The organism is Hymenobacter piscis (genome assembly GCF_018760735.1).
GTDB lineage: Bacteria > Bacteroidota > Bacteroidia > Cytophagales > Hymenobacteraceae > Hymenobacter > Hymenobacter piscis.
The window spans coordinates 24,016-40,951 of sequence record NZ_JAHHZN010000026.1 but is presented as its reverse complement, the minus strand read 5'-3'; the positions used below and the strand labels follow the sequence as shown (position 1 = coordinate 40,951).

9 protein-coding genes are annotated in these 16,936 nt (G+C 66.1%); 6 read left to right on the top strand and 3 right to left on the bottom strand.

The window, feature by feature from the left end:
- Window positions 1-15 precede the first annotated feature (15 nt).
- From KLP40_RS18955 to KLP40_RS18930, 6 genes are all read left to right on the top strand, one after another.
- Window positions 16-921 (top strand): carbohydrate kinase family protein, encoded by a 906-nt coding sequence (locus KLP40_RS18955; RefSeq protein WP_246559029.1) that lies wholly within the window; start codon window positions 16-18, stop codon window positions 919-921.
- A gap of 66 nt (window positions 922-987) precedes the next feature.
- Complete coding sequence (locus KLP40_RS18950) at window positions 988-2,535, top strand: glycoside hydrolase family 32 protein (RefSeq protein WP_215595408.1); 1,548 nt, start codon at window positions 988-990, stop codon at window positions 2,533-2,535.
- A gap of 107 nt (window positions 2,536-2,642) precedes the next feature.
- The gene (locus tag KLP40_RS18945; protein WP_215595407.1) at window positions 2,643-5,690 is read left to right on the top strand and encodes a SusC/RagA family TonB-linked outer membrane protein; all 3,048 of its coding nucleotides are present in this window, start codon (window positions 2,643-2,645) and stop codon (window positions 5,688-5,690) included.
- 24 nt (window positions 5,691-5,714) lie between these two features.
- A complete protein-coding gene (locus tag KLP40_RS18940) occupies window positions 5,715-7,274 on the top strand; it encodes a RagB/SusD family nutrient uptake outer membrane protein (protein WP_215595406.1) in 1,560 nt (519 codons plus the stop codon).
- Between the two features lie 272 nt (window positions 7,275-7,546).
- Entirely contained in the window at window positions 7,547-9,616 is a 2,070-nt protein-coding gene (locus tag KLP40_RS18935) for a glycoside hydrolase family 65 protein (protein WP_215595405.1), read from the top strand.
- 357 nt (window positions 9,617-9,973) lie between these two features.
- Window positions 9,974-11,311, top strand: a complete 1,338-nt coding sequence (locus KLP40_RS18930) for a T9SS type A sorting domain-containing protein (RefSeq protein ID WP_215595404.1) — start codon at window positions 9,974-9,976, stop codon at window positions 11,309-11,311.
- Window positions 11,312-11,349: 38 nt separating this feature from the next.
- Here KLP40_RS18930 and KLP40_RS18925 read toward each other — a convergent pair whose 3' ends face one another.
- The 3 genes from KLP40_RS18925 to KLP40_RS18915 form a co-directional block, all read right to left on the bottom strand.
- Window positions 11,350-12,720 (bottom strand): family 43 glycosylhydrolase, encoded by a 1,371-nt coding sequence (locus tag KLP40_RS18925; RefSeq protein WP_215595403.1) that lies wholly within the window; start codon window positions 12,718-12,720, stop codon window positions 11,350-11,352.
- Between the two features lie 5 nt (window positions 12,721-12,725).
- Window positions 12,726-14,285, bottom strand: coding sequence for a glycoside hydrolase family 43 protein (locus KLP40_RS18920; protein WP_215595420.1), 1,560 nt, complete (start codon window positions 14,283-14,285; stop codon window positions 12,726-12,728).
- A 226-nt stretch (window positions 14,286-14,511) separates the two neighbouring features.
- Entirely contained in the window at window positions 14,512-16,566 is a 2,055-nt protein-coding gene (locus KLP40_RS18915) for a HelD family protein (protein ID WP_215595402.1), read from the bottom strand.
- Window positions 16,567-16,936 lie beyond the last annotated feature (370 nt).

Here is a 16,936-nt window from a genome sequence, read left to right as displayed (position 1 = left end):
CCTCTTTTACTTCCCATGCTTCCGGAATTTCACGCTGCGCACCAGGTTATCTGCTTCGGGGAAATGCTCTGGGACGTGCTGCCCACCGGCAAGCAGCCGGGCGGCGCGCCCCTGAACGTGGCCCTGCACCTGCACAACTTCGGCCTGGCCACCACGCTCATCAGCCGCGTCGGCACCGATGACCTGGGCGCCGAGCTGCTGGCTTTCGTCGAGGCGAAGGGCCTCAGCACCGCGTGCGTGCAGCGCGGCCACAGCCACCTGACGGGTGTGGTGAAAGCCAACGTGCAGGACGGCCACGAGGTAACCTACAAAATAGTGGCCCCCGTGGCCTGGGACTACATTCAGTACGACGACCCGCTGGGCCGGCTGGTGGAAGCCGCCGATGCCTTCGTGTTCGGCAGTCTGGCCGCCCGCGGCACCGCCACGCGCGAAACCCTCTACCGTCTGCTGCAACGGGCCCGCCTGAAGGTGTTCGACGTGAACCTGCGCGCCCCCCATTACACCCGCGACGTTGTCACGTACCTGCTGCAACAGGCCGACCTGGTGAAGCTCAACGAAGCCGAGCTGGCGGAGGTAATGGGGTGGTTCGGGGCCGGGACGGCCGAAGAAACGGCCCTGCAGTGGCTGGCGGAGCGCTTCGGCCTGCAGGCCGCCTGCGTAACCAAGGGCGCGGCCGGTGCCACGCTCTGGACCGGCGGCCGGCTTTACCACAGCCCCGGCTTTGCCGTCACGGTGCAGGACACCATCGGCAGCGGCGACGCCTTTCTGGCGGCCCTGCTGCGGGGCTGGCTGGCGGGGCAGCCCCCCACCGACTACCTGCCCTTTGCCTGTGCTACCGGCTCTCTGGTTGCCACGTTCCGGGGTGCCACCCCGCCCATCTCCGAGCACATGGTACGGGAGCTCACCCTGGCTTCCCGCTGACTGGCCCGCCGCCGCCCCAATTGCTTAACCCCGCCCCAACGGCTCTCCCTCCCTTTTTTCCGACCTGTGAAAATCCGTTACCTCCTGCTACTTAGCGCCCTGGGCAGCCTGCCGGCCCGGGCCCAGACGGCCGCCCCGGCCGCCGACCCGTACCGGCCGGTGTACCACTTTGCGCCGCCCCGGAACTGGCTCAACGATGCCAACGGGCTGGTATTCAGCAACGGCGTCTACCACCTTTTCTATCAGCACAACCCGCTCTCGGCCGCCCCCGGCCACCTGGCCTGGGGCCACGCCACCAGCCCCGACCTGCTGCGCTGGACCAACCTGCCGGTGGCCCTGTCGGAATACCGCAACCCGGACGGCAGCAATACCATGATCTTCTCGGGCAGCGCCGTAGTCGATGCCAACAACGATTCGGGCCTGTTTGCCCCGGGCCAGACCGACGGGCTGGTGGCCTTTTACACCGGCCACGTGGAGAAGAACGGCGCCACCCTGGCCCAGCACCAGAACCTGGCCTTCAGCCCCGACCAGGGCCTGAGCTGGACCCGCTACGCCGGCAACCCGGTGCTCGACATCGGCAGCAAGGAGTTCCGCGACCCCAAAGTGTTCTGGTACGCCCCCCAGCGCAAGTGGGTGATGGCCTGCGTGAAAGCCGACCGCCAGCAGATCTACCTCTACCAGTCGGCCAACCTCAGGGACTGGCAGTTCATGAGCCGCTGGGGCCGGGCCGGCGATACGGTAAAGGAGTGGGAGTGCCCCGATTTGTTTGAGCTGCCCGTACCCGGCGGCGGCACCAAATGGATGCTGCTGATTTCCAGCGGAAACCCCACCGAGCAGTTCCGGGGCCAGCAGTACTTCCTGGGCCAGTTCGATGGACAGCAGTTCACCCCCGACCAGCCCTACGAGGAGCCCGCCTACCTCGATTTCGGCAAGGACTACTTCGCGGCCGTCACCTTCAACAATGCCCCCGCCAACCGCCGCCTGCTGGTGGGCTGGACCAACGACTGGGCCTACGCCCGCGACATCCCCACCGGCGACGCCTGGCGCGGCTCCTTCGCCGTGCCCCGGGAGCTGAGCCTGCGCGCCACTGCGGCCGGCCTCGTGCTGGTGCAGCAGCCCCTGGCCGAGCTGGGCACCCTCGGCAAGGAAGCCGTCAGCCTGAAAAACCAGTCCCTGAAAGCCGGCGCGGCGGACTACGAGCTGCCGTTCCGGGGCGAGTCCTACGACCTGGAGCTGACCCTGGAACCCGGCAAAGCCCAGACCCTGACCCTGAACCTGCTGCAAAGCGAAGCCGAGCGCACCACGCTGCGCTACGACGTGGCCCGCCAGCTGCTGACCCTGGACCGCCGGGAGTCGGGCCGGGTAGATTTTCATCCGCTGTTTGCCCTCACCACCGAAACGGCCCGCGTGCCCCTGCAAAACGGCCAGCTCCGCCTCCGCCTGCTGGTCGACAAGTCGGTGGTGGAAGTTTTCGCCCAGGACGGCGAAACGACGCTGACCGACCTGGTTTTCCCGCGCCAGCACCAGGGCCGCATCACGCTCCAGGCCGCGGGCGGACCGGCCCGCATTGCCCGCCTGAGCCTGCGCGACCTGAGCCAGCCACTGGCGCCCTAGGCCCGGGGGGCTTTTCAACTCCGCATTTTTCCACCGGCTCCCGGCGCTAAGGTAAGCAGCCCGCCGGCCCGGCCGTTTCCCCAGTTCCCACCTTTCTTCCCACACGCATGAACAAGCACAAGTACCCATCAGCGGCGGTGCCCACCGCCTCCCCGGCCCGCAGTAGCGGGCTGGCCGGACTGCTGCCCCGGCTGGCGGCGGTGACCATATTGGCCCTGGCGCTGCCGGGCCTGAGCCAGGCCCAGACTACCCGCGTGGTACGGGGCAAGGTACTCGATGGCAGCGGCGCGGGGCTGCCGGGCGTGACCATCACGGTGCCGGGCACTTCCAGCGGTACCAGCTCCGGCGGCGACGGCTCGTTCGAGGTCACGGTGCCCGACAATGCCAGCACGCTCTCGTTCTCGTTTATCGGCTTCACGACCCAGAAAGTCTCGATTGCGGGCAAAACCAACGTGGAGATTACCCTGGGCGAAGACGCCCAGGCCCTGAACGAAGTGGTGGTGGTGGGCTACGGCACGGCCAAGAAAAGCGACGTGACCGGGGCCGTGACCACGCTCACGCCCAAGGAATTCAACAAGGGCACCTTCACCTCGCCCGACCAGCTGATTCAGGGCCGGGTGTCGGGGGTGCAGGTGAGCAGCAACAGCGGCCAGCCCGGTGGTCCGGCCACCATCCGCATCCGGGGCAACTCGGCCGTGACGGGCTCGGGCCAGCCCCTGTACGTGGTGGATGGCGTGCCGCTCGACGGCCGGACGGCCCGCCCCGGCCTGGTGGCGGCCGGCGACTTCGGGGCGGGCGCCGACAGCAACCCGCTCAACTTTCTTAACCCCGACGACGTGGAGTCGGTGACGGTGCTCAAGGACGCCTCGGCCACGGCCATCTACGGCTCGCGGGCCGCCTACGGGGTGGTACTGATTACGACCAAAAAGGGGCTATCGGGCGCGCCGCAGCTGAACGTGGGCATCGCCAACGGCTTTTCGAGCCTGCTGCGCCGGCCCACCTTCCTCGATGCCGGCCAGTACCGCCAGGCCCTGACCTACTACGACGCTCCCGCTGCCAACGACCGGGGCGGCGACGTGGACGCGCTGGACGAGATTCTGCGCACCGGCTACCTGCAGAACTACAACGTGGCCATGAGCGGGGGCAACGAAACCGGCCGCTACCGCCTCTCGCTGGGCTACCTCGACCAGGACGGCATCGTGGATAAGACGGGCTTCAAGAAGTACAGCGCCAACCTCTCCACCAACCTGCAGTTCCTGGAAAGCAAGAAGCTGGGCCTCGACATCAACATTGCCACCAGCCAGTTCCGCGAGCAGCTGGCCCCCATTACCACCGACGCCGGCTTCCGGGGCTCGCTCATCGGGCAGGCCCTGCAGTGGAACCCCACCCAGCCCCTGCGCAACCCCGACGGCTCGCTGTTCGTGCAGCCCGGCGACGTGGTTAACCCGCTGGCCAACCAGGAGTACTACAACGACAACTCCCGCGTGACCACCATTCTGGCCAGCATTGCCCCGTCCTACCGGTTCACCGACTGGCTCCAGTACCGGATGCTGCTGAGCGTGAACTACAACACCGGCGAGCGGCGCACTTCCATCGACCAGCGCCTGATCAACTTCCCCGACGTGAACCAGAAGGGGTTTGCCAGCATCAGCAACAACGAGCTCACCACTCAGCAGATGGCCCATACGCTCAACTTCAACAAGCAGGTTGTGGGGGATCTGAACCTGAACGCGGTGCTGGGCTACGAGTACACCAAGTTCGCCAACGAGGGCTCCAACGTAAACGCGCTCGGCAACCCCGACCAGGGCGGCTTCGGCCTCTACGGCCTCGATTACACGAACTACATTCAGTTCTCGAGCGCCGGGGCCCGCAATATTTCGTCCTTCGTGGATCCGTCGTCGGCCCTGCAATCGGTGTTCGGGCGGGCCATCCTCAACTTCAAGGACCGCTACGTGATTACGGCCACCGTGCGCCGCGACGAGAGCAGCAAGTTCGGGCCCAACAACAGCGTGGGCTACTTCCCCTCGTTTGCCGTGGCCTGGGATTTGAGCCGGGAGGCCTTTTTTCCTGCCGAGCAGCTCACCCAGCTCAAGCTGCGGGCCGGCTTCGGCAAAACCGGCAACCAGGAGTTCCCGGCCGGCTCGGCCCAGCCCCGCTACTCGCTCGATAACAACGGCGCCGTTTCGCCCCTCAACGCCCGCAACGACGATCTGAAGTGGCAGGCCGATACCCAGTACAACGCCGGTATCGACGTGGGCGCCTTCAACAACCGCCTGACCCTGACGGCCGACTACTTCTACAAGGTCACGACCGACATTCTGTTCCCCACCGTGCCCATCGAGCCCCGGCCCGCCAACGCCCCCATCCGCTGGCGCAACCTCGACGGCAAAATCATCAACAAAGGCGTGGAGCTGGCGTTGGGAACCACCATTATCAGCAACGACAAAGTGGACGTGGGCTTCAATGCCAACGCCACCTTCATCCGCAACGAGGTGAAGGATTTGGTGGGCGCCGACATCGTGACGGGAGCCATCAACGGCCAGGGCCTGTCGGGCGTGACCTCGCAGCTCATCCGCAACGGCTTCCCGATTAACGCCTTTTTCCTGCCCCAGTACGCGGGCCTCAACGACCGGGGCCTGTCCAACGTGCCCGGGGAAGTGGCCTACTCGGGCAGCCCGAACCCCCGGACCCTGCTGGGCCTGAGCGCCAACGCCCGCTACAGCAAACTCTCGCTGGTGGTGAACATGACCGGCGCCTTCGGCCAGTACATCTACAACAACACGCTCAACGCCGTGGGCAACGTGGGGCAGATCGGGGCGGGCAAGAACATTGCCCTCTCCACCTTCGAGAATGCCCAGAAGGAATCGACCGGTAACCCCTCGGCGGCCACCACGCGCTACCTGGAAAAGGGCGACTACCTGAAAATGTCGAACGCCACGCTCTCCTACACCATCGGGGACCTGGGGCGCACCTTCAAGGGGCTGCGCGTGTACGCCACGGGCCAGAACCTGTTCGTCCTCACCAAGTACGACGGCTTCGACCCCGAAGTAAACACGGTGAAAAAAGGTGCCAACCAGGTGCCTTCGGTGGGCATCGACTACCTGCCTTACCCGAGCGCGCGCACCTTCACGTTCGGCCTGAACTTCTCCCTGTAATTCCCACCCTCCATTCTGCGTATCATGAACTACTATAAACTTACCACTACGGCGGCCGTGCTGGGCCTGCTGCAGCTGGCCAGCAGCTGCGACGTGCAGGAGCGCCTGGATGGCCAGCTCACGGAAGACCAGCTGGCGGCCAGCGACCCGGCGGCCCTGCTCACGGGGGCCTACAACTCCCTGCGCGACCCGCTGCAGGGCTGCGTGAGCGTGTTTGCCCTCGAGGAAGTATCCACCGATGCCCGCATCATGCCCACCCGCGGGCCCGACTGGGACGACAACGGCAAGTGGCGGGAGCTGTTCAATCACACCTGGACGCCCAATAACGAGCGGGTGCGCGACACGTTCACCCAGCTCAACGGGGCCATTTACGCCACCACCGACCTGCTGCGCTTCAACCCCACCACCCAGCAGCAGGCCGAAGCCCGGTTCCTGCGCGCCTGGGCCATGTTCTGGGAGCTCGACCTCTACGACCAGGTGCTCTACCGCGACCCGGGCGAGAACGTCTCGGAACCGGCCCGGGTGCGCAAGGGCAGCGAGGCGCTCGACTACATCGTGAGCGAAATCATGGCCGTGCAGCAGGATCTGCCCGAGGGCCCGGCCGGCCGGGCCAGCAAGGATGCGGCCCGCGTCCTGCTCATGAAGTGCTACCTCAACAAGGGCGTGTACGCCAACCGCCAGACGCCCACCTTCGCCGTGGCCGATCTGAACCAGGTAGTGCAGCTGGCCGACCAGATCATCAACAGCGGCAAATACTCGTTCGCGCCCAGCGTGTTCGATAACTTCGCGCCCAACAACACTGCCATCGGGCGGGAAAATATCTTCACCCAGGAAAACACCTTCGGCAACGCCGGCCCCACCCGCGACTTCTGGAAGTTCGTCTCGCACTACAACATGCGGCCCGTGGACGGCTACAACGGCCCGGCCACCACGGCCGAGTTCTACAGCCTGTTCGAGGCCGGCGACGAGCGCCGGGGCGTGGCCTACGAAACGCCCGGCGGGCCGGCCAACCCCAATAAGCGGGTGAACGTGGGCTTTCTGGTGGGCCAGCAGTACGACCTGACCACCGACGCGCCCGTCAAGACCCGGGGCGGGGCCCCGCTGGTTTTCACCCAGGAAATCAACCTGTTTGAAACCGGCGGCGACCTGGAGCTCAAGGGCATCCGGCCCAATAAATACCCGGTGGATTACGTGAGCGAGGGCAAGGGCGGCAACGGCTGCGAAAACGACCACGTGAGCTTCCGCCTGGCCGACGTGCTGCTGATGAAGGCCGAGGCCATCCTGCGCGGGGCCACACCCACCAGCGCCGGCTCCTACGGCGGCACGGCCCTGGCCATCGTGAACGCCATCCGCACTGACCGCGGCGCCAGCGCCCTGGGCACGCTCTCGCTCGACGTGCTGCTCGATGAGCGGGGCCGGGAGCTGTACGGCGAATCGTGGCGGCGGCAGGATATGATCCGGTTCGGCAAGTTTCTGCTGGCCCGCAAGGACAAGCCCGCCTCGCCTCCCTTCCGCCTCATCTATCCCATCCCCCAGACCCAGGTGGACGTGAACCCGAACCTGAGCCAGAACCCCGGCTACTAGAGGCGGAAAGATGCCGGGGCGGGTAGGGGGGAAGGGATGCTTCGCGCCTGCCCCGGCTTCTTGTTTCTACTTCTTGTCTCTACTTCTTGCTATCGGGCAATTTGAACGCCATTCCGGACCTGGGCTGGAATGGCGTTTCTGCTTGGGCACCGGCCGCGGCCGGTGCGGGCCCTGGGCTGCCGTCCTGGCGGGTCCTGCTGCGGCCCCGCTGGCCCTGGTATCTCTCATCTGCCCGCCGGCCGCCGGGGCCGGGCGGGCGCTACTCTCCGCCGATGCTCCTTCCTGCTCCCTGCCGCTTTCTGTACGCCGCCGGGGCTGCCTGGCTGCTGGCCGCGCCCCCGGCCGTTGCCCAGGCGCCGGCCCCGCCCGACCCCTGGCTGATTACGGCCGATTCCATTGACCCGAGCAACTACTACGGAGCCACCGTGGCCAACGGGGTGCTGGGCGTGGTGTCGGCGGCGGAGCCGTTCAAGGTGAAAAGCGTGGTGCTGGCCGGGGCCTACGACCAGTACGGGCGGGGCCGGGTGAGCAACTTCCTCAACGGCTTCAACCTGCTGAACATGTACCTGGAAATCAACGGCCGCCGCCTGGGTCCGGCCGATGCCCGCCACCTGCGCCAGCAGCTCGACCTGCGCGAAGCCAGCCTGACCACCAGCTTCGACTACGCCGACCAGGCCACCATCCGCTACACCTACCGCGCCCTGCGCCATCTGCCCTACTCGGTGCTGATGGAGGTGAGCATCACGGCCAGAAAAGACCTGACCCTGGGCGCGGCCAGCGTGCTGGAAGCCCCCGACGCGCTGCGCGACGTGCAGAACTACTACAACGAAATCGACCGCCCCCACGTCGCGCTCAGCCTCCTGACCTCCTCGGCCCGCAGCCCCACCGGCCGGCTCCAGCTCTGCGCCAGCACCAGCTTTCTGTTCGAGGAGCCCCACGGCCAGGAGCCCCGCGTGATTCATGAGATGTGGGACAGCAATATGCACCTGATGAAGTTCAGCAAGCCGCTGAGGGCCGGCCAGACCTACGCCTACGCCGTGGTGGGCTCCACCATCAGCTCGGCCCACGATGCCGACCCGCTCAACCAGGCCGAGCGCCTGACCATCTTCGCCCGCCTCGAAGGCCGCCCGCGCCTGCTCGACTTCCACCAGAAAGCCTGGCAGCAGCTGTGGAAGAGCGACATTCAGATTACCGGCGACGCCCAGGCCCAGCAGGACGTGCACTCCATGCTCTACCACCTCTACAGCTTCACCAGGGCCGGCACCGACTTCTCGCCCTCGCCCATGGGCCTGTCCGGGCTGGGCTACAACGGCCACGTATTCTGGGATACCGACCTGTGGATGTTCCCGGCCCTGCTGGTGCTGCACCCCGAAATGGCCCGCTCGATGGTGGAATACCGCTATCAGCGCCTCGAAGCGGCCCGGCGTAACGCCTTCGCCCACGGCTTCCAGGGGGCCATGTACCCCTGGGAAAGCGCCGATTCGGGGGTGGAGGAAACGCCGGTCTGGGCCCTGAGCGGACCGTTTGAGCACCACATTTCGGCCGACGTGGCCCTGGCCGCCTGGCAGTACTACTGCGTAACCCAGGATAAGGCCTGGCTGCGCGAAAAGGGCTGGCCCATACTGGCGGGCACGGCCAGCTTCTGGGCCAGCCGGGTAGAGCGCAATGGCCCCGGCCACTACGACATCAGGAACGTGGTAGCCGCCGACGAGTGGGCCGAAAACGTGGACAACAACGCCTTCACCAACGCCGCCGCCCAGGTAAACCTGCGCAACGCCGCCGCCGCCGCCCGGGTGCTGGGCCTGCCCGCCAACCCCGACTGGGAGCTGGTTGCCCGCAACATTCCGCTGCTGAAAATGGCCGACGGCGTAACCCGCGAGCACGCCACCTACCAGGGCGAAGGCATCAAGCAGGCCGACGTGAACCTGCTGGCCTACCCGCTGGGCGTCATCACCGACCCCGCCCAGATCCGGAAAGACCTGGCCTACTATGCCACCCGCGTACCCAACGAGGGCACGCCGGCCATGACCCAGGCCATTTTCGCCCTGCTCTACGCCCGCCTCGGCGACGCCGGCCAGGCCCGCCACTTCTTCCAGGACGCTTACGAGCCCAATCTGCTGCCGCCCTTCCGCGTCATTGCCGAAACCAAGGGCGGCACCAACCCCTACTTTGCCACCGGGGCGGGTGGGGTGCTGCAGGCCGTGCTCATGGGCTTCGCAGGGCTGGAAATCACGCCCGCCGGCCTCACCCAGCGCAAAAACGCCACCCTGCCCACCGGCTGGCAGGCCCTGCGCATCACGGGCGCGGGAGCAGCCGGCAAAACGTACTCGGTCGGCCGCTGACGGGGCGTTCCATGCGGGCCGCTGCCCCCGGGCTTCCCCTCTTTTGCAGCTTAAGCAGGCCCTCCGGACAACTCTTGTCGGGAGGGCCTGCCGCGTTCCGGGCCTGGTTGTGCCAAGCCACCGGATGCATGATTGAAGGCGGAAAAATCATGCGGATTTGATAGCGAAAATGAAATAAATATAATATATTTAATAATAATTATTTACAAAACGTGAAATTCGGTAACTGGTGCGCTGCCGGCGCCGGATTCCGGGCGCAACGCCGGGCACTGTCGCTTCGCTCCGTTTTGCCGGGACTCGTGCTGGTTCAGCGGCCCGGCGCTGTCGTTTTTTCCTCGTCCTTCTTCCTCCACTCTCATGAAAACACTGTCGTCCATCCTGCTTATCGTGCTGCTGCTTGCTTTACCGCATGTTTCCCGGGCTCAGCGTACGGCTTCGCCCCGGCATCCCCTGACCAAGCATTTCAAGCCGGAATCCCGCATGAAGACTACGCTGGCGGCCCGTGGCATCAACGCCGGCATCACCGTTCCGGGCCGCAGCGTGGAACACAGCTGGTCGGGCAGCGCCTGGGAAGACGGGCAGATCAGCACCTACACCTACAGTGCGCAGGGACTCCCGACCCAGATCCTGTACAGCGACTCGGCCACGAACGCGCCGGAGGTGAAACTCACGCTGGCCTATAATGCGCAGGGCCTGCTCACGGAGTTCATCGGTCAGGAATGGACGGGCACGGCGTACGTCAACGCCACCCGCTACGTGGCCGCCTACGATGCCCGGGGCCGGGAAACCCTTTTCACAACGTACGCCTGGCAGAACAATAGCTGGGTAATTGAATTCAGCGAGCGGTTCACCAACGCCTATAACGCGGCCGGCGTGCTTACCAGCGTGGAGTATGAGGAGCTGAACAGGGCTACCAACGTGTGGGAGAAAGACAGCCGGACACTGTTCACCGTGGATGCCAATAACCAGTGGACGGAAGTTATTGAACAGGAATGGGAAAACGGAGCCTACGAGAACGACGAGCGCACGCACAACATCCGCTGGCACAACTGGGCGGCGCTCCAGTACGCTTACCTGGAAGAGCAGGACTGGGATAACGGGGCCTGGGTCGATACGGACCGGGAAACGGTGACTTATCAGGCCAACGGCAGCTACGTACGTGTGCAGCAGAAAAAACGGGGAAGTACCTGGGAAAACGACGACCGCTACACCTACACCCTGGATACCAACGGGAACCTGATTCTGGATCAGGGGGAAAGCTGGGATAACACGGCCTGGGAACTGAATTATGCCACGCGCTACCTGCTGGCCTATACCCCGGCCAACGTACTGCGCCGTTCCGTGGAGCAGCAGCGTAGTGCCACGAGCGCGTACGAGAACCGGGAACTTATCACCTACGGCAACTTCCTTGCCCTGGGCGGCCGCCGGGCGTCGGGGCTGGAAGCCGCGGCCCGGCTATACCCCAACCCCACCACGGGCATGGCCACCTTCGAGCTTTCCGGCCTGCGGCAGTCGGGTCCCGTCCGGGCCGAGGTGCTGAACGTGCTCGGGCAGCTCGTCGGTACGCTGGAGTTAACCTCGCACCAGGGCACCATTGCGCAGGACCTGGACCTGCGCCAGCAGCCGGCCGGCCTTTACCTGGTGCGCCTGCACACGGCCGAAGGAAGCATCGTGCAGCGGCTTAGAAAAGAGTAGGCTGCGTAGCGGGCCGCATACCCGCCCGGCGGCCGCCGTTACTCGAAGCGCACCCAGTCGATTTCAACCGGCGCAGGCCCTGCCGGGGCCACGAACAGCGCGTGCGTGCCGGTGGGCGAGGTCGTCGTCAGCGGCACGCTCAGCTCCTGCCAGCCGCGGCCGGGCGGCACCGCTACCCGGGCCAGCACCGGCCCCCGGGGGCCGTCGAGGCGCAGCTGCACTGCGGCCCCGGGAGCCGCGGCCGTGGCACGCAGCGTCAGGGCCCGCGGGCGGGCAGGACCGAACGACACGGCGTTGTATTGTACCCAGCCCTGGGGGCCGGTGAAGACCGTTTTCCAGCCCCGGAAGCGGTTGGCCGGGTCTAGGAAGTCAATGGTGGCATCGGTGGAGCTGAGGCGACTGTACCGGTCGAGCTGGATTGGCTGGCGGGCCGCGGTCTGGCCCACGCCACGCAGAGTCGGGGTTACTTTCCGAATGGCGCCATCGGGCTCAAAAAACAGACTGTCCAGCCGTACGGAGCGGTTTTTGTCGAACTCAGGCGAGAAGTCGTTGTGGTGGTAGAACAGGTACCACTGGTTGCGGAACTCCAGCACGGACTGGTGGTTGGTCCAGCAGCCGGTGGGCGACTCGTCCATGATGACGCCCCGCACCCGGAACGGGCCCAGCGGGGAAGTGCTGGTGGCGTATTCCAGGCGCTCGGTTTGGTGGGCCACGTGCGGATACGTGAGGTAGTAGGTGCCCCGGCGCTCGAACAGGAAGGGGCCTTCCTTCAGCCCTTCAGTGGGCAGCTCGCCCAGCGTGCGGGGCGGCTCGGCCAGCTCCAGCATGTTGTCTTTGAGCTTCGCCCCGAAAATGCTGCCCTGCGACCAATAGAGGTAGGCTTGCCCGTCCTTATCAATGAACACGTTGGGGTCGATGCCGCGCACGCCGGCAAGCGGCTGGGGCTGGGGCACGAAGGGGCCGGTGGGCTGATCGGCCACGGCTACGCCAATGCGGAAGCCCCCGCCGCCGGTGGTGTCGCGGGGAGTGGTGGGGAAGTAGAAGTAGTACTTGCCGCGGCGCAGCACGCAGTCGGGCGCCCACATGCTGTAGCTGTCGGGCTGCACCCAGGGAACCTGGTTTTGGGTGATGATGACGCCGTGGTCGGTCCAGTCGGTGAGGTTGGCGGAGGAGAAAACGTGGTAATCCTCCATGACAAACCAGTCGGCGCGCCCCCGGCCCGGCCCGCCCGGAATGTCGTGGGAAGGGTACACGTACACCCGCCCGTTGAATACCCGCGCCGACGGGTCGGCGCTGAACTGACTGGTGATAAACGGGTTCTGGGCCCGGGCCGGGGACAGCAGCAGCAGCAGCAGCAGCAGCAGCAGCGTCAGGGCGGAAAGCAGGCCCCAGGATACGTAACGGAGCATCATGTTCAGCGTAAGCCCCCCGGCCGCTGAGGGCCGGGCTGGTCGGTGATATGGAAGTAGTCGAAATCGGCGTACCCGCCCGCCGCCCGGGTGGCGTAGTTGAACAGGGCGAAGCGGTAGCCCATGAAGTGGGGCAGGGTATAGGCCATCTGCAGCGGGCCGCCCAGGGGGTGCCAGGTTGTGGCGTCGAGGCTGTAGAAGAAGGTGGCCACGTCGCGCCGGTCCTCAAAGTCGCAGTCGATGCGCAGGTACACCCGGCCCTGGCGCAGCGGCAGGCGCTGCAGCTCCACCGGCTTTTCCGACCCGGCGCTGACCATGACCAGGCTCCTGACCCCCTGGCGCACCTGCACGCCCACCAGCCCGTAGCGGCGCTGCAGCAGCCCGAGCCCGGCAAAGTCGCCCTCGCGCAGGTGGCGCACGTCCAGGGCCGTGGTGGCGCTGCACCGGGGGCCGAAGGTGCGCTGGGTCAGGGTATTGCGCGCCTGCAGGAAGGACGTGTCCACGCGGCCGGTGCGCAGGCGCAGGTAGCCCGGGCGCTCGGTCAGGGACCAAAGCTCCCGGACCGGGTTGTGGTTCCACTGCCAGACCAGGGGCAGGGCCGGCTCGCCCCGGCGCCGGCTGAACTCATCCGCCGCCACGAGGCCCGGAACCCCGGGGGACGTGTTGGCCGGCAAAGGCAGCGTGTCGGGCACCTGCCCGGCCGGGGCGCCCAGCACCGGCCAGCCCTGCTGCCAGCTCACCGGCACCAGGTACGGAATGCGGCCCACGGCCCCGTAGTCGCGAAACAGGTAGGCGTACCAGTCGCCGGCGGGCGTATCAATCAGGCCGCCCTGGGCCACGCCCTTATCCTGGAGCACCACCCGGCCCTCGTAAGGGCCCCGCAGGCTGTCGGCCCGGTGCACCACCACGGTGCGCATGCCGTTTTGGGGCCATACGATGTTGAACAGGTAATATCGGCCGTGGATTTTAAAAAGCTGGGAGCCCTCGGCCGGCAGGTTGATAGCGGCCCCGGCCGGGGCGCTGGCATTCTCGATGAGCACCTGCGGCGTGGTGCCCGGCCGGAGCCCCGACAGGTCAGCGCGCAGCTCCGCCAGCTGAATTCGGCCACTTCCGTAGACCATGTAGGCGCGGCCGTCGTCCTCAAAAAACAGGGAATGGTCGTGGAGGCTGGGCCGGAAGGAAACGGCCTGCCAGGGCCCCTGCCCGGGAGTACGGGTGGAGTACACGTGGGTCCGGCCGGTCGTCTGGGCGAAGGTGCTCACGTAAAACGTGCCCCGGTGGTAGCGCAGGCTGCTGGCCCAGGAGCCCCGCCCGTAGGTGCTCCGGCCCTGGGCCAGGGTCATGGCGTCGGTGGTGGTCAGCGTGTCGTAGGCGTAGTCGAGCAGCTGCCAGTTTACCAGGTCGGTCGACCGCAGGATGGGCAGGCCGGGGCTCAGGTGCATGGTTGTGCTGCTCATGTAATAGGTGCTCCCCACCCGGATTATCGACGGATCGGGCAGGTCGGCCTGCACCAGGGGGTTGCGGGCCGGCTCCTGGGCGGCGGCCGGGAAGCGGGAGCCGGCCATCAGCAGCCATAGCAGCAGCAGCAGGCGGCGGGGCGGCAGCAATAGGCGCCGGGCTTGTGCCGGGAGCGGGCGGCTCCGGATTCCGCCGCGCCTGGGCTGAACGGAAACCGGGAGGCGCGTAACGGGTCTTGTCATGCAGCTGCCTGTCAGTGGATTCGTTTACTCAATCGATTGTGCAAACTAGCAAAAAATCCGGGCTGCGCTCCGGGCCGGGCGGCCGCGCCACCTAGCCGGGCGTCAGCCAGCGGGTCAGCTCGCCCGTGTAGGTAAGCGTGAGCTCGTGCATGGCCCGGGTGCAGGCCACGTACAGCATGCTCTTGTCGACTTCGGTGCGGTAGGTGCGGGCATTGGCGAAGGGCACCACCACGGCGTCGAACTCCAGCCCCTTGGCCAGGTGGGCGGTGGTAACGAGGACGCCCTCCCGGAACGTGGTCGATTCTTCCGTGAGCAGGTATACCGCCGGCCCCGACAGGGCCGCGTGCACCTGCTCAGCCTGGCGCTGGGTTTTGCAGATAATGCCCAGGGAATGGTGGCCGGAGCTGCGGAAAGCGGCCACCCGCGCCCCGATTGCGGCCAGCTCCTGTGCCGGGCCGGCGCAGCCGACCACGGCGGGCTCCGGGCCGTGCCGCTCCAGGGGCAGGATGTGGGGGTTGGGGGTGATGCGCTGGGCAAAGGCCGTAATTTCGAGCGTGGAGCGGTAGCTGCGCAGCAGGCGCACCACTTCGGCCTGGGGAAACACCCGCTCAATGGTTTCGGCCGAGGAGGCACTGTAGGGGTTTACCGTCTGGCTCACGTCGCCCAGAATGGTTTTGCGGCACAGAAACAGGCGCGAGAGCACGGCGTACTGCACCGGGGTATAATCCTGCATCTCGTCCACCAGCAGGTGTTTCACGTGGTCGTAGGTGGGCAGGCCCTCCAGGCGCAGGCGCAGATACAGGAGCGGAAACACGTCGGCGTACTCCAGGTGGGGGCGGTGGGCATCGAGGCGGAGCAGCTCGGGCCGGCCCAGCCAGCGGTAAAAGTCGCGGTAGAGCTCGGGTACGCTGTGCAGGCGGAACATGCGGGTTACGCCCTCCCCGATCAGGGACTTCTCGCGGTTGTTGAGCTTGCGGCCGGCGGCGTGGCGCACGTAGTCGCGCAGATCCTGGGCCACCAGGGCGAAGCGCCTGAGCAGGGGCACGCGGTGGTAGGAGCGGAATTTCTGCCCGATAACCGCGGCCGGCACCACCGTAGCGCCCACCCGCAGCTCCGTAACCCGCAGGTAGTGGTTTTCGATGTGGAGCAGGTACTGGTTGAGCTGGCCCAGGAACTCAAACGTCGATTTCACCCGCAGGCGCTCAATAAAGGCCGCGTCGTGGTGCTCGAGCAACGCTGCCACCTGCTCGAAAAAAGTCTGGAACGAGTATTGGCTGCCCAGCAGGTCGGCGGCCAGCTCCTCCATGCCCAGCTCCGGAATGTGCTCCTCGCCCAGCTCGGGCAGCACGTTGGAGATGTAGTCGGCGAAGACCTTGTTGGGCGAGATGATGAGCAGGTCGCGGGCGGCAATGGTTTCGCGGTAGCGGTAGAGCAGAAAGGCAATGCGGTGCAGGGCAATGGACGTTTTGCCTGAGCCGGCCACCCCCTGAATCACCATCACCGCCGCCGATTCGTTGCGGATCACCGCGTTCTGGTCGCGCTGAATGGTGGCCACGATGTTGCGCATCTTGTCGTCGGAGGACTTGGCCAGCTCCTGCTGCAGCACGTCGTCGTGGATGTTGACGTCGTTTTCGAGCATGAACTCCAGGCGCCCGTCCCGGATCCGGTACTGGCGCTTGCGCTCAATCCGGCCCGTAATCCGGCCCGACGGCGTCGTAAAAAACGCGTCGCCCAGCTCAAAATCGTAGAACATGGACGAAACCGGGGCCCGCCAGTCGTAAATCAGGTTGGCCCGCCGCTGCTCATCGAAGAAGGAGTGCACGCCGATGTAGACGGGCTCGGCGGCCTGGCCTCGGGCTCCGAAATCGATGCGCCCGAAGTAGGGCGACTGGCCCAGCTTGAGCAGCTTGCGCTTGCGGCCCACGGCGGCTTCGCCCGTAAAAGCCATCCGGTCAATCGACTGGCCGGCGGCCACCATGTCGGCCTCGTCGAGGCTGGCCTGGTGCTCGTGGAGGTACTCTTTTTTCTGGCGGAGCTCGTCGGAAAACTGCTTCACGGCTCCGTCCATGCGGCGGATGGCCAGCGTGAGCTGCTCCTTGATTTCCTCCAGGTATTCTTTCTCGGCTTGCAGGGTGGCGTTTTTCACGGGCGGCGGGGCAAATGGACCGTAAAGGTCCTTCAAATTCCGGGCTATTGAAGCACCGCCGGCGTTTTTTTGGCCGGGCCGGGGCAGTCCGTCCCCGTGCCCTGGTCGCGCACCCCGCCGGATTATACGCCCCGGCATCAGCGTTTCCATGGTCGCTTTCCGGTCGGTGGCCGCGGGTGGGGGGGAGCAGAGCGGGCAACCCGCCGGTCCGGATGAGGACCCGTTGGAAGGGCTGCTCACGAGGGCAGCCCAGGCAGCCCGTGACAACCGGCTGGGACAGGGGCTGATACCGCCAGAATCACTAGTATTATTAGCTGATGCTCAGGTGCACAAGTGAAGGTCCGGGGCTTTGTTTGTAATTTACACGCTT